The sequence below is a fragment of the Pseudomonas sp. K2I15 genome (assembly GCF_002204795.1).
In the GTDB taxonomy this organism is placed as follows: Bacteria; Pseudomonadota; Gammaproteobacteria; order Pseudomonadales; family Pseudomonadaceae; genus Aquipseudomonas.
The window spans coordinates 1-15052 of record NZ_NIXO01000088.1; the positions used below are offsets into that span (position 1 = coordinate 1).

A 15052-nucleotide genomic window follows, 5' to 3' on the forward strand; every position below is an offset into this window, starting at 1 on the left:
CATCCGTGAGGGTCAGCAGCTCCTCACCGGTAACCATCGACACCGGGCAGCCGTTTTTACAGGTGTCTACCGCGCAGACTGAAGCATCCCCATTGGGGGTTTTCGCTGAAACAGGCACATCATCCACGTGTGCTCCCTGCCGAATCGCCGTGTTCTGGCGCGGCCCCCAGCGCATCTGCACACTCCCCTTTTTCAACCCCTCAACGGCGCCCCGAACTGCCACTGTCTTGTAACGTCCCACCGCCCCCATAAAGCTCTGAAGAACGTTGAAAATGCCCTTCACAAACTGAATGGCCGCCTCAACAATCCGAGCGCCATACCTGAACGCACGCGACACCAAATAGGCGATGCCCGCCGCCGGCAAAACAACCGTCAGTAACGCAGCCACCAACAAATCGATCAGCAACGACACCACAAACCCGGCCACCGCCTCGGCGGTACTACCGGCAACCTCACTTGGCGGCAACACCGACAGCCAAATCATCGCCGTGCGCAACATCAGGTACAGTGCCGCCTCATCACTGGCCAGCAACATCGCCTGTTCCATGACTTTTGGCGCAGTGCGGGCCAGCGCCATCAGTTCATTGGCTTCGGCCCCCAGGCTTTCAAACAACTTGCCGGGATCCTTGAAAATCTCCTGCACCTGCTTGATGGCGTCCCACACCCCGGTGATCGCCGCCCAACTTCCCGCCAGCACGCCATTGCCAATCGCGCTTGAAGTGGACCTTTCCCAGTGCGGCCTGAAACCATCCCATTGTTTGCGAAGCCAGCTTTCCAGGTCCGCGGTCAAACCGTCGTAAGACGAAAACAGCGCCTCGACCTGCTCCTGCGAAACCCCACCCTGCACCCGCACCCGGTAGCGTTTGCCGGCCACACAGGGGTGAGAGCCTTTCCCCTGTTCATCGAGCATGACGACGGTTGAACTGCCGTCATCCAGCCCAATCACCTCAACCGGGATACCTCCCAGCGGCACGTCATACACCGACTCGAACTTGCTCTCGATCTCCAGTACGCCGCCCACCTCACAGCGCACCACCGTCGAGAAATTGTCATCGGTCATGCTCACCGACTTGCTCGAATCTCTCACCCGAATGATCCGGTCCATTCCCAGCAACGACGGCAAATCTGTCGCATGGCTGACCTTGTCCAACGCCTGCGAATACCAGGCGCTCATCTGCTGGCGATACACGACCAGGCTCTGATGAAAGCCATCCAGTTCGTGTTCGATATGGGCAATGTGGGACGAAGAAGCAGTCATCCGTGACGTCTCTGCAGAGGGGAGGCGTCGGAGTCTGCAACAGCAAAATAGGGGCTGGACGAGTGGTCCGGAAAATCAGATTGGGCTTACGAGGAGGGCGATTTTTTCCATGCTGAGCCGCTGCTCAGCACTACACAAAACAGCGATTCAGCTCATTGACGGCAGTGAGGTTTTCAGTGGCGCGCTGCATTGACCCTGAGCATCCTTGAGGCTGGTCTCAAACTCGACCAATCCCTCATGCATCTTTTGCAACGCCTCAATCTGTCGCACCAACTCCTGCTTCTTGCTGGTGATCGCCTTGTCCGCCAGCTCCCAGGGCAACCCATCACTGTGATGCCCACCCAGAATCGCCTGCAACTCCTTGAGCTTGAAACCCAACTGCTGAGCGCACTTGATGAACGTCAGCAGCTCGACACTTTGCGTGGAGTAAATCCGATAACGACCTTCCCGTTGCGGCGGCGGCAACAGGCCAATCGCCTCATAGTGACGAATCGCTTTGATGGTTGTGCCCGACAGTTGCGCGGCTTTGCCGATGTACATGAAAAGTCCTTTTCCCAAAGAGTGCGCCGGCCTGTTTCAGCCACTGTTCCCGCTGCGCTGGCGTGGAACCCAGCACCGGCCCGAACAGCAGAGTTTTGATCGGCTGGATGCCACAGAACGCCAGCGTCGTCTTGCGCATCTGATGCAGCGCGGGCATGCGGTAGAACCATCTGTAATACCACGGCGGCGTGTCCAGGGTCACCAGCAAATGCGCGGTTCGGCCCTTCAGGAGTTTGTCGGGGAAAGCCTTGCCTTTACGGTATTTGAAGGCGAAACCAGGCAGGAAAATTCGGTCGATAAAACCCTTCATCAGCGCCGGAATGCCACCCCACCAGATGGGGAAAACAAACGTCAGGTGATTGGCCCACAGGATGTCGGACTGAGCGTTGAGCAAGTCGGGCTCCAGGGGTTGGACCTGGCTGTAGCCGTTGTGCAGGGTGGGGTCGAAAGTCAGATCGCCCAGACGCAGCACGCGTACTTCGTGGCCAGCGGTTTTGGCAGAGGTGATATAGGTGTCGGTGAGGGCAGAACAGAAACTTGTGCTGGAAGGGTGGCCGAGGATGACCAGGATGCGTTGGCTCATGGCAGTGGAGTCCTGAAAGTTAGGCTTTCAGGGTGAGGTGTGACCTTAGGGGAGAGTCAAGAAGGGGCAGTGATTGGGAATGGCCAGGAAGACTCATCCCTTTCATTTGCAGGACGTTTCCTAGAGAATTCCAAGCGCTTGCGCCAGCAAAATCCCGCGACTAGTCTGCGTTCCGTCACTGCATATTCGGTGATCGGGTTTAGTCGCCCGGACAACGCTAGGCGCACAGCGCCATCTCAAAGCCAGGTATTTATCGCCTGCACTTTATGGTGGCTGTGCGCAGGGCACCTTCGGGTGCGCCGGTGCCTAGCGGCCGGTCGACTAACCTGCGTACAGCTGCCACCTTCTGATCGTTTAGTCGCGAGAAGTTAGTGGTTCAACTCACTGCTAGGAGTTCTACCATGGTCAAAGTTACCCCCGATCCACCCGCATTCCATAAAGCCTTACTCAGCGACAGTGATGCCACTCGGCGCGCGATCGATCATTACCTCAAAGCACCTGAAGCACAGCCTTCACCCAACCCGTTCACCGTTGATGACGACCTGAGTTTCGAAGATGCTCTGGCCCATGCTGCCGAGTTATTGCATTGCGCCGTGGCGACCGCCCAGGCGTCGACCGAGCCGCTGAATGGCGCGCAGCGGGCGGTGATGCATCTGGTGGAAATGTCGAAGGTGGTGGTGGATCGAGCACTGGATTGTTTGCAGCCGAGGTGAGGTGATTTCGCGCCTCGACTTTCTTCCAGGCATTAAAAAGCCGGCTTGTGGCCGGCTTCTCGGGGACTGGTTCAGCTTATTTTTGGTAAACCTCACCAGCCTTCAAATCGTTCACCCGGGCTCGCGCCTGGGTGATAAGGGGCATCAGCGGGAACTCCTCCGCATCGCCAGGCAGGGCGGACCGGCTCACGCCAACCCCCTACCAAATGTGCGGCGCATAATACCCATATTCCCTTCAATTTCCCAGCTTCGGATCCGATTTAGAGCCTTCGTAGCCCAATAAATGCTCATCCAACGGTACTGGTGGCCGGCGATTATTCAGCGTCGCCCACCAGAACACCCAACCCAGAATCTCAAAGTTCTGCTCATGCCGCTGTTCATAGGTCAAAAACTCGTCCGGATGCTCGGCGCTGTTATGGCTACGCATCCGCAGGCCACCTCCTGGCCGGTTGTAGAGGTATTTGATCCGCAACATTCCGTCGTGCTCTACCGCGTAGATTTCTCCGTCGATGATCTGCTTGCGACCACAGTCGATGGCGAGGGTACTTCCGTCCTGGATGATGTCGATCATGCTGTTGCCGACCATGTAGGCACCGAGTGCCCGCTCCGGGCTTACGCCGATGGTTTCAAGGGTGTGCAGGGAGAGGCGAATGCTCTCGGTTGAGGTGAAGGTGGGGTGGAGGGGAATCTCCACGTCGATTTTTACCGGGCCCGAGACCGGGTGGGCTATGTAGTTGCCACTGTTCTCGCGGGCGATACGGTGTGAGTTGTCTGCATCGGATCCTTCCAGCAGGTAGTTGGCGGGTGGATGTTTGGGGCCTTCGCCAGTGCGCAGCCAACGGCTGGTGACGCACAGCAGTTCTGCGAACTCGTTGAGCCGGCCCATGGGGACGCCGCGTTTGAACCAGTTGTTTACGTGTTGAGGCGTAACATCGCGGTTCTTGGCGAAGTCGGAAGCGGAAAGATGAACTTCCCGTAATAGCGCTCTTAAGCGATCACCTGATGTATTCATAAACGCAGAGTTTACTGGCCGTAAAATCAGATCAAATAAACCATGCGTTGAGTTGCTGTATGTAGGTGTTTCCTTATTGAAGGGCGTTTCTGTTAGTTAACTAAACTAGTTAAACAATTACTGTAGATATGTTTATTAAAATAACCGGATGTTTATATTTTTCCCACAAAAAAAGCCCCGAATAATCGGGGCTTTTTTATAACGAGTAGCGGTATCAGCCTTTGTAGGCAGCAACCGACTTCATGATCTCGGCGCGGGCGGCGTCTGCGTTGCCCCAGCCTTCGATCTTCACCCATTTGCCTTTTTCGAGGTCTTTGTAGTTCTCGAAGAAGTGTTTGATCTGTTCCAGCAGCAGTGGCGGAAGATCGGTGTATTCCTTCACGTCGACGTACAGCTGGGACAGCTTGTCGTGAGGTACTGCGATAACTTTGGCATCGCCGCCGCCGTCGTCAGTCATGTTCAGGATGCCAACCGGGCGTGCGCGGATAACCGAGCCTGGGGTAACCGGGTAAGGGGTCACGACCAGCACGTCGAGGGGGTCACCGTCGTCAGCCAGGGTGTTGGGGATGAAACCGTAGTTGGCCGGGTAGAACATCGGGGTGGCCATGAAACGGTCAACGAACAGGCAGTCGCTGTCTTTGTCGATTTCGTATTTGATCGGCGCGTGGTTGGCCGGAATCTCGATGGCGACGTAGATGTCGTTCGGCAGGTCTTTGCCAGCCGGAATCTTGCTGTAGCTCATTGGGCGTTGCCCCCGTAGTTGGCCATGAAACATGGCCGGATTGGCCTAAAAGTGGCGGCGATTATAGGCATATTCTGACGCCGATGCCATGCGTCAGACGTCGTAGGGCGCTTGGCGTTCAGTCTTATACCGTACGTCGCCGGCTTGCAGTTGGTGCAGGCGCGCCAGCGGGTCCTGGCGGTAGAAGTGGCTCAGTTGCTCGTACACCTGTGGATAAGTGCTGACCAGTAAATCCGGGGCGCTGAAGAAATATTCGCTGGTGACGGCAAAGAACTCGGCCGGATTTTCCGCGGCGTATGGGTCGATGGCGGTTTCGGCGTCCGGGTTGTGGTCGAGTTGGCGGTTGAGGTCGTCGAAGGCGCTTTGCATGACGCTGGCCCATTCCTGCACGCGCATGTCGTGGTGCAGCGGCGGCAGGCCGTTGGCGTCACCGTTGAGCATGTCCAGCTTGTGGGCCAGCTCGTGGATCACCAGGTTGTAGCCTTCCCAGTTGCCGCTGGCCAACACGCCGGGCCAGGCGAGGATTACCGGGCCTTGTTGCCAGGCTTCGCCACTGTGCTCGCCGTCCCACTCATGTTCCACGCCGCTGGCGTCACGATGGCGCTGGGGGCTGAGGAAGTCGTCGGGGTACAGCACGATCTCGTGGAAACCCTGGTACCAGTCGAGGTCGCCGAGGTTCATCAGTGGCAGCTGCGCCTGGGCGGCGAGCAGCAGGCGTTGTTCCTGGTGCAGTTCGACGCCGGGCAGGGCGGTGAGGTGTTTTTCGGTGAGGAACACTGCGCAGGCTTCACGCAGCCACTGGTCTTGCTCGGCGGTGATGCCGTCGAGGAAGGTCAGGTGGTGGCGCACCCGCTGCCAGGTTTCATCGGCAATCGGGTGCTTGGCCAGCAGGCGCCGGCGACGCCAGGCGCTGAGGGACCACATCGCAGGTTACTGCGGCTTGGCTTCGGACGAGCTGCTGCCAAAGCGGCTGCGGACCACACCAATAATCATCGGTACCAACGACAGCAGGATGATGAACACCACCAGCAGCGACAGGTTTTTCTTGATGAACGGTACGTTGCCGAAGAAGTAGCCCAGCGTTACCAGGCCGCCGACCCAGAGGACGGTGCCGAACACGCTGAAACCGAAGAAGCGCGGGTAAGGCATTTTGGCGATGCCGGCGACGAACGGCGCGAAGGTGCGCAGGATCGGCAGGAAGCGCGCCAGGGTCACGGTTTTGCCGCCGTGCTTGTCGTAGAAGTCGTGGGTTTTTTGCAGGTAGTCGCGGCGGAAGATTTTCGAGTTGGGGTTGCTGAACAAGCGCTCCCCGGCCGTTCGTCCTATCACGTAGTTGGTACTGTCACCCAGGATGGCCGCGAGCATCAGCAAGCCGCCCAACAATACTGGGTCCATGCCGCCGCCTGCAGCGACTGCGCCGGCGATAAACAGTAAGGAATCACCCGGCAGGAATGGCATGACCACCAAGCCTGTTTCGCAAAAGATAACCAGGAACAGAATGGCGTAAATCCACACTCCGTAATTTCTCACCAGCATGTCGAGGTAGACGTCGAGATGCAGGATAAGGTCGAGCGGGTTGAAATCCATGGGGGGCACCTGTGTGAATGGCCTGGCTCAGCGGGCCTGTGCGGAGGCTTCGGGGAATAAGGGCTACAAGGTTGTGGCGTAATTCTTACGACCCTGAAAGGTCGGCATTATACGGATAGAGTCGTGAAAAGCGTGTTGGTTTTGTAGCGGGGGATGTCGTGGCAGGAGCGAGCTTGCTCGCGAAAAACGTCAGCACACCGCGTTCATCCAGAAAGAACGCGTCATCGTTATCGATCTTCGCGAGCAAGCTTGCTCCTACAGAGATATTTTTTGTCAGTCATCGCTGATCGGAAGCACGTAGTTTTTGAATTCGGTGTCTTCCCTGAAACCAATCGACTCGTAGGTTTTCTGCGCAACCAGGTTGTCGCTGCTGGTGGACACACGCAGACGCACGGCGTGAGTTTCCTTGGCCATCTTCTTCGCGGTGCGCATCAGGTTGTCGGCTACCAACTGCCGGCGAGCGTCTTCGGCCACGTAGATGTCGTTGAGGATCCATACGCGCTTGAGGGACAGCGAGGAAAAGCTCGGATACAGCTGGCAAAAACCGAGCAGTTTCTTGTCGTCATCATCGGCCAGCGCCAGGTAGATCACGGATTCCTTGCGGCGCAGGCGTTTTTCCAGGAATGCGCGGCTCGAATCAGGAAACGGCAGCGCGCCGTAAAACTCACGGTATTTGACGAAAAGCGGCGTCAACAGGTCCAGGTGTTCCAGGGTCGCTTGAGTTATCCGCATGCCAGGCCTCAACTTACAATGGGGTATGACCACTCGAGCGGCCGTGTCTTGATGCTGCCTAAAGCGGAGAAAAAGCGCAATCGTGCGGCGATCAGTCCTGCGGTGGGCTGAGCAGGAAGTTGCCCTTCATCAGGTCGGGATTGTCCGATTCAAGTGTCTGAATCTGCGCCTCATCCTTGAGATTGACTCCCGACAACTGCCGACGACAGGCCTCACGCATCAAGTAAAGCAGGCGATGAGCCGCCATGCCGTAGCTCAAACCTTCCAGGCGCACGTTGGAGATGCAGTTGCGGTACGCATCGGTGAGGCCGACCTTGGGGTTGTAGGTGAAATACAGGCCCAGGCTGTCCGGCGAACTGAGGCCCGGCCGCTCGCCGATCAGGATCACCACCATTTTCGCCCCCAGCAACTGGCCGACTTCATCCGCGACGGCGACGCGGCCCTGTTCTACCAGAATCACCGGTGACAGCGACCAGCCCTCAGCGTGGGTTTGTTCCTCCATGCGTGTAAGAAACGCCAGCGTATGTTTATGCACCGCCAGGGCCGACAAACCGTCGGCCACCACCACCGCCAGGTCCACGCCGCCCGGGTTGGCTTCGGCGTAGTCCCGTAGCGTCTGGGCCGATTCATCGCTCAGGCGCCGCCCAAGGTCCGGGCGTTGCAGGTAGCTGTGGCGGTCAACGGCGGCGCTGTGCAGCAACAGGCTGTCGCGGCCACGTTCGGCCAGTTGGCTGCTCAGTCCTACATGATCAAACGGCAGGTGTACCGCGTCCCGCGCCTGCGCGTGGGCGAACTGGAAATCCAGTTGCGCCCCAGTAGGAATGCTGGTGCCGGTACGGCCCAAGGCGATCCGCGCCGGGGTCAGGCGCCGTAGTTCCAGCCACGGGTTGTCTACATTATTTTCCGGGGTGTCGATGTGCACAGGCGGTTCCTTCTTCATCCCAATTGCGCCAAGGCGTGGCGGAATGCCGGAGGCAGGCTGTTGCCGAAATGCACCTTGCCGTCGACTTGCGTGAAGATGCCCATTTTTGCCAGCCACTGTTCAAACTCCGGCGCAGGCTTTAAACCCAATGTTTGTCGGGCATACAGCGCGTCGTGGAACGAAGTGGTCTGGTAGTTGAGCATGATGTCGTCGGAGCCCGGGATGCCCATGATGAAGTTGATCCCGGCCACGCCCAGCAGGGTGAGCAGGGTGTCCATGTCGTCCTGGTCGGCTTCGGCGTGGTTGGTGTAGCAGATGTCGCAGCCCATCGGCACGCCCAGCAGCTTGCCGCAGAAGTGGTCTTCGAGGCCGGCGCGGATGATCTGTTTGCCGTTGTACAGGTACTCGGGGCCGATAAATCCTACGACCGTATTCACCAAAAATGGCTTGAAATGCCGGGCCACCGCATAGGCGCGGGTTTCGCAGGTTTGCTGGTCGACGCCAAAGTGCGCGTTGGCCGACAAGGCGCTGCCCTGGCCGGTTTCGAAATACATCAGGTTTTGCCCGAGGGTGCCGCGGTTCAGGCTCAAGCCTGCGTCGTAGCCTTCCTGCAGCACGCTCAGGCTGATGCCGAAACTGGCGTTGGCCGCTTCGGTGCCGGCGATCGACTGGAACACCAGGTCCAGCGGCACGCCACGGTTGATGGCCTCGATGGAGGTGGTGACGTGGGTCAGCACGCAGGCCTGGGTCGGGATTTCGTAGCGCTGGATGATCGCGTCGAGCATTTCCAGCATGGCGCAGATCGAGGCGATGCTGTCGGTGGCCGGGTTGATGCCGATCATGGCGTCGCCGTTGCCGTAGAGCAGGCCGTCGAGAATGCTCGCGGCAATGCCGGCGGGTTCATCAGTGGGATGGTTGGGTTGCAGGCGGGTGGACAGGCGCCCGCGCAGGCCCAGGGTGCCGCGAAATTTTGTGACGACGCGGATCTTTTGCGACACCAGGATCAAGTCCTGCACGCGCATGATCTTCGACACGGCGGCGGCCATTTCCGGCGTCAGCCCGGGCGCCAGGGCTCGCAGGCTTTGTTCATCGGCCGCGTCGCTCAAAAGCCAGTCCCGCAGGCCACCGACCGTCAGGTGGCTGACCACGGAAAACGCCTGTTTATCGTGGGTATCGATAATTAGCCGGGTGACTTCGTCGCTTTCGTACGGGATCAACGCTTCTTCAAGAAAGTGCTTCAACGGAATATTGGCCAGCGCCATTTGCGCCGCCACCCTCTCACCGTCGTTCTGCGCTGCAACGCCAGCCAGGAAATCCCCGGAGCGCGCCGGGCTGGCCTTGGCCATCACGTCCTTGAGGCTGTCAAAGCGGTAGGTCAATGCGCCAACCGCGTGGGAAAAGCTTGCCATACAGAGTCTCCTTGTCGGTGCGGGCAGAATGTGAGTAAAGCGCCCGCACCGAGGTTTACGGCGTTTAGTGCAAGGCGGCCTCTGCGGCCTGGATCGCCGCAAATTCTTCTTCCGGCGTGCCTGCTACCAAGTGATGCCGACTGTAGAAAGCAAAGTAAGCAATTAATACTCCATAGATGATCGCGGCGCCAATGACCACGCGCGGATCCACCAGGAAGCCCGCTACAACAGCGATGCAGGCCAGTACCAGGGCGACGCCCGAGGTGAAGATGCCGCCCGGTGTGCGGTATGGGCGGTCCATTTTGGGGCGACGGATGCGCAAGGTGATGTGCGCGGCCATCATCAGCACGTAGGAAATGGTCGCACCGAACACCGCTACCAGGATCAGCAGATCGCCCTGGCCGGTCAGTGACAGGCCAAACCCGATGATGCCGGGGATGACCAGTGCCAGTACCGGCGCTTTGCTTTTGTTGGTCTGCGACAGCTTGCGCGGCAGGTAGCCAGCGCGGGACAGGGCGAAGATCTGCCGGGAGTAGGCGTAGATGATCGAGAAGAAGCTCGCGATCAGCCCGGCCAGGCCCACCAGATTGACGAAGTGACCCATCCACGTGGAGCCGCCGTAGGCCTTGGACAATGCCTCCACCAGCGGATTGCCCGACGCCATCAGCGCGTAGGCACCGGCGCCGCCCGGGGCGATCACCAAAATCAGCAGGGCGAAGCTGGTCAGCACCACAATGGCGCCGATCAGGCCGCGAGGCAGGTCGCGTTTGGGGTTTTTGGTTTCTTCGGCGGCCAGCGGAACACCTTCGACGGCAAGGAAAAACCAGATCGCGTAGGGAATCGCTGCCCACACGCCGACATAACCGAATGGCAGGAAGGTGCTGGCGCCCTTGGCCTCGGTCACCGGAATATCCAGCAGGTTGGCGACACTGAAGTGCGGCACCATCGCCACCAGGAACACGCCTAGGGCAATCGCGGCGACGGCGGTAATCACAAACATCAGCTTCAACGCTTCACCCACGCCGAAGATGTGGATGCCGATAAAGATGATGTAGAACGCCAGGTAAATCATCCAGCCGCCAATGCCGAACAGCGACTCACAATAGGCGCCGATAAACACCGCAATGGCGGCGGGGGCGATGGCGTATTCGATCAGGATAGCGGTGCCTGTGAGGAACCCGCCCCACGGGCCGAATGCGCTGCGGGCAAAGCCGTAGCCGCCGCCGGCAGTAGGAATCATGGAAGAGAGTTCGGCCAGGGAGAAACACATGCACAGGTACATGGTGGCCATCAGCAGTGTGGCGAGGAACATGCCGCCCCAGCCACCCTGGGCCAGGCCGAAGTTCCAGCCCGCGTAGTCACCGGAGATCACGTAGGCAACCCCAAGGCCGACCAAAAGCACCCAGCCGGCAGCGCCTTTTTTCAGTTCACGTTGTTGGAAGTATTCGGTACCGACTTTTTCGAAGTCGACAGAAGACCCGGACGCCGGAGCGCCGTTCGGTTCGCTAGGCATAATGAAGTACCTTCCATTGTTATTATTTATGCCGACTTTCTTGAGTCGGGCGGATAGTAACTACTTGCGAAGATCAAATGTGGGAACAGGTTGCCTCTCAGTGCGTTAGAAGAAGCCCAGCGGATTGATGTCGTAACTCACCAGCAGGTTTTTGGTCTGCTGATAGTGATCGAGCATCATTTTGTGAGTCTCACGGCCCACACCGGACTTCTTGTAGCCGCCGAACGCGGCATGCGCCGGGTACAGGTGATAGCAGTTGGTCCACACACGCCCGGCCTTGATCGCCCGGCCCATGCGGTAGGCGCGGTTGATGTCGCGGGTCCACAGGCCGGCACCCAGGCCGAACTCGGTGTCGTTGGCGATCGCCAGGGCTTCGGCTTCATCCTTGAACGTGGTGATGCTCACCACCGGGCCAAAGATTTCTTCCTGGAACACCCGCATCTTGTTGGTGCCCTTGAGCAGGGTCGGCTGGATGTAATAGCCGGTGGCCAAATCGCCGGTCAGCTTCTCGACCTTGCCGCCGGTCAGCAGCTCGGCGCCTTCGCCCTTGGCGATTTCGAGGTAGGACAGGATCTTGTCGAATTGCTGCTCGGACGCCTGGGCGCCGACCATGGTGTCGGTGTCGAGCGGGTCGCCGCGTTTGATCGACTCGACCTTCTTCATTACTACTTTCATGAAATCGTCGTAGATCGACTCTTCTACCAGTGCGCGAGAAGGGCAGGTGCACACTTCGCCCTGGTTGAAGAACGCCAGCACCAAACCTTCGGCAGCTTTTTCGATGAATTGCGGCTCGGCTTTCATGATGTCGGCGAAGAAGATGTTCGGCGATTTGCCGCCCAGCTCAACGGTGGACGGAATGATGTTCTCGGCCGCCGCATGCATGATGTGCGAGCCCACTGGCGTGGAGCCGGTGAAGGCGATCTTGGCGATGCGTTTGCTGGTGGCCAGGGCTTCGCCGGCTTCTTTGCCATAGCCGTGCACCACGTTCAGTACGCCTGGCGGCAGCAGGTCGCCGATCAGCTCCATCAGCACGTTGATGCCCAGCGGGGTTTGCTCGGCGGGCTTGAGCACCACGCAGTTGCCGGCGGCCAGGGCTGGCGCGAGTTTCCAGGCGGCCATCAGCAGCGGGAAGTTCCACGGGATGATCTGGCCGACCACGCCCAGCGGCTCGTGGAAGTGGTAGGCGGCGGTGTGTTCGTTGATTTCGGCGCTGCTGCCTTCCTGGGCGCGGATGCAGCCGGCGAAGTAGCGGAAGTGGTCAGCGGCCAGCGGGATGTCGGCGTTCAGGGTTTCGCGCACGGCCTTGCCGTTGTCCCAGGTTTCGGTGATGGCCAGCAGTTCGAGGTTCTGTTCGATGCGGTCGGCGATTTTCAGCAGCACCAGCGAGCGGTCCTGAGCCGAGGTCTTGCCCCAGGCGTCAGCGGCGGCATGGGCGGCGTCCAGCGCCTTGTCGATATCCTTGGCAGTGGAACGCGGGAATTCGGCGATGGGCTTGCCGTTGACCGGCGAGGTGTTGGTGAAGTAGTTGCCATCGACCGGCGCGACAAACTCACCGCCGATGTAGTTGCCGTACTTGGCCTTGAACGAAACGATAGCGCCTTCAGTACCGGGGTGGGCGTAACGCATGGTGGGTATCTCCTGGCTTTTTGTGTTTATTGGAGGACGCACGGTTGTGCTTGTTAAAGCGTAGAGCAAAGGTCGGGCCAGTGCCTTGCAGTGCCCGTAAATCAAGGGGTTGGGGTTTGTTGCAAACCGTTGCTGTGGCACGACTGGTACAGCCTGTGTGACAGTTTGTGCCACAAACGGTACGGCGTGTGACCCATGGGTCTGGTCGGGATTGCATTGGTCGGGACGCTGGAGGATGCTGGGCATTCGCGCGCGGTGTGCTTCACGCAGGGAGAATAATAAGAACATGCAAAACGATCATTTCAGTCGCCATGCCCAACAAGTCCTGACCGTTACCCGTGGCCAGGACCCGCTGCACGGCCCCGGTAGCGATCCGTCCATCGCGCGCTCTTGGCTGCGTTGCCTGGAGGACTATCACCTCGACCCCGCGCTGACCATTGCCCCCACGGTGCTCGAACATGGCCGCCTGCTGGAGAGCCGCGAACGCCTGCAACAGGTGCTGACCATCGCCGGCAGTGAAATGAACAGCCTGCATCAACAGCTCTCCGGCGCCGGCCATGCGGTACTGCTTACCGACGCGCGGGGAGTGATCCTCAACTGTGTCACCGCGCCCAGCGAGCGCAAGATTTTCGAGCGTGCCGGGCTTTGGCTGGGCGCCGACTGGAGCGAGGCCTGCGAAGGCACCAACGGTATCGGCACCTGCCTGGTGGAGCGCCAGTCCCTGACGATTCACCGCGATGAACACTTCCGCGGCCGGCACACCGGCCTTACCTGCTCGGCCAGCCCGGTGTTCGACCCGCATGGCGAGTTGCTGGCGGTGCTGGATGTGTCCTCGGCCCGGGAAGCGGTGTCGCGCCAGAGCCAGTTTCACACCATGGCGCTGGTTAACCTTTCGGCGAAGATGATCGAGAGCTGTTACTTCCTGCGGCATTTCGAAAACCACTGGTTGCTGCGCTTTCATTTGCAGGCCGAGTCCGTGGGCCTGTTCAGCGAAGGGCTGCTGGCGTTCGATGGCGAAGGGCGTATTTGTGCGGTGAACCAGAGTGCGTTGAACCTGCTCGGGCAAATCCGTGGCGGGTTGCTGGGGCAACCGGTGGAGGCGTTTTTCGATTGCTCGCTGGATGAGTTGCTCGGGCGTGCCAGCGCGAATGCCAGCGCCAGTTGGCCCCTGCGTACCCGCGATGGCCGTGGGTTGTTTGCAGTGTTGCGCGGCCAGCCACGCAGCGTGCCGGTGCCGGTTCCTCAGCCCTTGCCCGAGCGGCCGCGGCTGCCAGGCATTTGCCTGGGCGATGCGGCGCTGCAAAACGATTTCCGCAGGGCCTTGCGTGTGTTTGAGCGTGATGTGCCGCTGTTGATCCAGGGTGAAACCGGTTCTGGCAAAGAGGCGTTTGCCAAGGCCGTGCACCATGCAAGCCTGCGGGCGGATAAAGCCTTTGTGGCCCTCAACTGCGCCGCCATCCCGGAAAGCCTTATCGAAAGTGAGTTGTTCGGCTATCGCGGCGGCAGTTTCACCGGCGCCCGCAAGGAAGGCATGCGCGGCAAGCTGCAACAGGCGGATGGCGGCACTTTGTTTCTGGATGAAATCGGCGATATGCCGCTGGCCTTGCAAACCCGGCTATTAAGAGTGCTTGAGGATCGCCTGGTAGTGCCCATCGGCGGCGAACCGCAGGCGGTGAACGTCAGAATTATCAGCGCCACCCACCGCAATCTGCTTGATCGGGTGCAGGACGGCAGCTTCCGTGAGGACCTGTATTACCGGCTCAATGGCTTGGAAGTGGCCTTGCCGCCATTGCGTGAGCGCAGTGACAAGTCGCAGTTGCTGGACTTTCTGCTGGCCGAAGAGGCGGGTGATCAGGCGGTGCTACTAGACGGCGAGGCTCGCGAGGCCCTGTTGGCGTTTGCTTGGCCGGGCAACGTGCGGCAGTTGCGTACGGTATTGCGCACCCTGGCCGCATTGTGTGAGGACGGGCGGGTGAGGCTTGATGACCTGCCTGCGCAGATTCGTGTCGTGCAAACCGTGACGGTTGCGGTGAGCGAGCCGGCAAATTCATTGCTGGATGCTGCCGAACGCCAGGCATTGCTGGCGACGCTGGCGCAGCAACGCTGGCATATGACGCATGTGGCAGCGGTGTTGGGTGTCAGCAGAAATACGCTTTATAGAAAGTTACGTAAATATGGCATAGCACGTCAGGTGTAACGAGGGTGTTACTTATTCCTGCTCTGAGTGATTAGCTTATTTGTGGGCGGTAGGGCGGTACCTAATTGACGTGGGGTCGTATTGATCAATTGTAAGCGCTCCATAAACCCCACATTCAAAGCGCTTATCGGATCCCGGATGCTGTGCTCCCGATTCCCTCAGGAGCCAGCTCGCCATGATGCGACCCGATGCCAAAGTCGAAAAAGTGTATCTGTACC

13 protein-coding genes and 1 pseudogene are annotated in these 15052 nt (G+C 59.3%); 2 read left to right on the forward strand and 12 right to left on the reverse strand.

What is annotated here, in order from left to right; genetic code table 11:
* The 3 genes and pseudogenes from CEC48_RS28875 to CEC48_RS28885 form a co-directional block, all read right to left on the reverse strand.
* A pseudogene (locus CEC48_RS28875) lies at nucleotides 1-1258 on the reverse strand (type IV secretion protein Rhs); the annotation flags it as partial.
* A gap of 147 nt (nucleotides 1259-1405) precedes the next feature.
* Nucleotides 1406-1798, reverse strand: a complete 393-nt coding sequence (locus tag CEC48_RS28880) for a MerR family transcriptional regulator (protein ID WP_088426918.1) — start codon at nucleotides 1796-1798, stop codon at nucleotides 1406-1408.
* Nucleotides 1737-2381, reverse strand: coding sequence for an NAD(P)H-dependent oxidoreductase (locus CEC48_RS28885; RefSeq protein ID WP_088426920.1), 645 nt, complete (start codon nucleotides 2379-2381; stop codon nucleotides 1737-1739). Before CEC48_RS28885 ends, CEC48_RS28880 begins: the two co-directional genes overlap by 62 nt.
* A 401-nt stretch (nucleotides 2382-2782) precedes the next feature.
* On the opposite strand from CEC48_RS28885, the gene CEC48_RS28890 reads away from it, so the two are divergent.
* Nucleotides 2783-3094, forward strand: coding sequence for a DUF6124 family protein (locus tag CEC48_RS28890; RefSeq protein WP_088426922.1), 312 nt, complete (start codon nucleotides 2783-2785; stop codon nucleotides 3092-3094).
* Between the two features lie 235 nt (nucleotides 3095-3329).
* On the opposite strand, the gene CEC48_RS28895 is transcribed toward CEC48_RS28890, so the two are convergent.
* The 9 genes from CEC48_RS28895 to CEC48_RS28935 all read right to left on the reverse strand — a co-directional run bounded on the left by CEC48_RS28895 (nucleotide 3330) and on the right by CEC48_RS28935 (nucleotide 12637).
* Complete coding sequence (locus CEC48_RS28895) at nucleotides 3330-4106, reverse strand: XRE family transcriptional regulator (protein ID WP_088426923.1); 777 nt, start codon at nucleotides 4104-4106, stop codon at nucleotides 3330-3332.
* A gap of 214 nt (nucleotides 4107-4320) precedes the next feature.
* Nucleotides 4321-4848, reverse strand: coding sequence for an inorganic diphosphatase (gene ppa / locus CEC48_RS28900; RefSeq protein WP_003237090.1), 528 nt, complete (start codon nucleotides 4846-4848; stop codon nucleotides 4321-4323).
* Nucleotides 4849-4941: 93 nt separating this feature from the next.
* A complete protein-coding gene (locus CEC48_RS28905) occupies nucleotides 4942-5772 on the reverse strand; it encodes a zinc-dependent peptidase (protein WP_088426925.1) in 831 nt (276 codons plus the stop codon).
* Nucleotides 5773-5778: 6 nt separating this feature from the next.
* On the reverse strand, nucleotides 5779-6435 hold the full coding sequence (locus CEC48_RS28910) for a DedA family protein (RefSeq protein WP_088426926.1): 657 nt from the start codon (nucleotides 6433-6435) through the stop codon (nucleotides 5779-5781).
* A 273-nt stretch (nucleotides 6436-6708) separates the two neighbouring features.
* Nucleotides 6709-7167 carry an N-acetyltransferase gene (locus CEC48_RS28915; protein WP_076014106.1) on the reverse strand — a complete coding sequence of 153 codons (459 nt, stop codon included), beginning with the start codon at nucleotides 7165-7167 and terminating at the stop codon, nucleotides 6709-6711.
* 91 nt (nucleotides 7168-7258) lie between these two features.
* The gene (eutC, locus tag CEC48_RS28920; RefSeq protein WP_088426928.1) at nucleotides 7259-8107 is read right to left on the reverse strand and encodes an ethanolamine ammonia-lyase subunit EutC; all 849 of its coding nucleotides are present in this window, start codon (nucleotides 8105-8107) and stop codon (nucleotides 7259-7261) included.
* Nucleotides 8104-9498: an ethanolamine ammonia-lyase subunit EutB gene (locus CEC48_RS28925; protein WP_088426930.1), complete on the reverse strand. Its 1395-nt coding sequence runs from the start codon at nucleotides 9496-9498 to the stop codon at nucleotides 8104-8106. The genes eutC and CEC48_RS28925 overlap by 4 nt, the downstream gene beginning before the upstream one ends.
* A gap of 64 nt (nucleotides 9499-9562) precedes the next feature.
* Nucleotides 9563-11011 carry an ethanolamine permease gene (gene eat / locus CEC48_RS28930; protein WP_088426931.1) on the reverse strand — a complete coding sequence of 483 codons (1449 nt, stop codon included), beginning with the start codon at nucleotides 11009-11011 and terminating at the stop codon, nucleotides 9563-9565.
* A gap of 105 nt (nucleotides 11012-11116) precedes the next feature.
* Nucleotides 11117-12637 carry an aldehyde dehydrogenase family protein gene (locus CEC48_RS28935; protein WP_003219398.1) on the reverse strand — a complete coding sequence of 507 codons (1521 nt, stop codon included), beginning with the start codon at nucleotides 12635-12637 and terminating at the stop codon, nucleotides 11117-11119.
* A gap of 286 nt (nucleotides 12638-12923) precedes the next feature.
* Here CEC48_RS28935 and CEC48_RS28940 point away from each other — a divergent pair, with 286 nt between their 5' ends.
* A complete protein-coding gene (locus tag CEC48_RS28940; RefSeq protein ID WP_088426933.1) occupies nucleotides 12924-14834 on the forward strand; it encodes a sigma-54-dependent Fis family transcriptional regulator in 1911 nt (636 codons plus the stop codon).
* Nucleotides 14835-15052: the final 218 nt, after the last annotated feature.

Coding starts and splice junctions, on each gene's coding strand:
- CEC48_RS28880 (WP_088426918.1), bottom strand. CDS start 1,798: ATGTACATCGGCAAAGCCGCGCAACTGTCGGGCACAACCATCAAAGCG.
- CEC48_RS28885 (WP_088426920.1), bottom strand. CDS start 2,381: ATGAGCCAACGCATCCTGGTCATCCTCGGCCACCCTTCCAGCACAAGT.
- CEC48_RS28890 (WP_088426922.1), top strand. CDS start 2,783: ATGGTCAAAGTTACCCCCGATCCACCCGCATTCCATAAAGCCTTACTC.
- CEC48_RS28895 (WP_088426923.1), bottom strand. CDS start 4,106: ATGAATACATCAGGTGATCGCTTAAGAGCGCTATTACGGGAAGTTCAT.
- ppa (WP_003237090.1), bottom strand. CDS start 4,848: ATGAGCTACAGCAAGATTCCGGCTGGCAAAGACCTGCCGAACGACATC.
- CEC48_RS28905 (WP_088426925.1), bottom strand. CDS start 5,772: ATGTGGTCCCTCAGCGCCTGGCGTCGCCGGCGCCTGCTGGCCAAGCAC.
- CEC48_RS28910 (WP_088426926.1), bottom strand. CDS start 6,435: ATGGATTTCAACCCGCTCGACCTTATCCTGCATCTCGACGTCTACCTC.
- CEC48_RS28915 (WP_076014106.1), bottom strand. CDS start 7,167: ATGCGGATAACTCAAGCGACCCTGGAACACCTGGACCTGTTGACGCCG.
- eutC (WP_088426928.1), bottom strand. CDS start 8,107: ATGAAGAAGGAACCGCCTGTGCACATCGACACCCCGGAAAATAATGTA.
- CEC48_RS28925 (WP_088426930.1), bottom strand. CDS start 9,498: ATGGCAAGCTTTTCCCACGCGGTTGGCGCATTGACCTACCGCTTTGAC.
- eat (WP_088426931.1), bottom strand. CDS start 11,011: ATGCCTAGCGAACCGAACGGCGCTCCGGCGTCCGGGTCTTCTGTCGAC.
- CEC48_RS28935 (WP_003219398.1), bottom strand. CDS start 12,637: ATGCGTTACGCCCACCCCGGTACTGAAGGCGCTATCGTTTCGTTCAAG.
- CEC48_RS28940 (WP_088426933.1), top strand. CDS start 12,924: ATGCAAAACGATCATTTCAGTCGCCATGCCCAACAAGTCCTGACCGTT.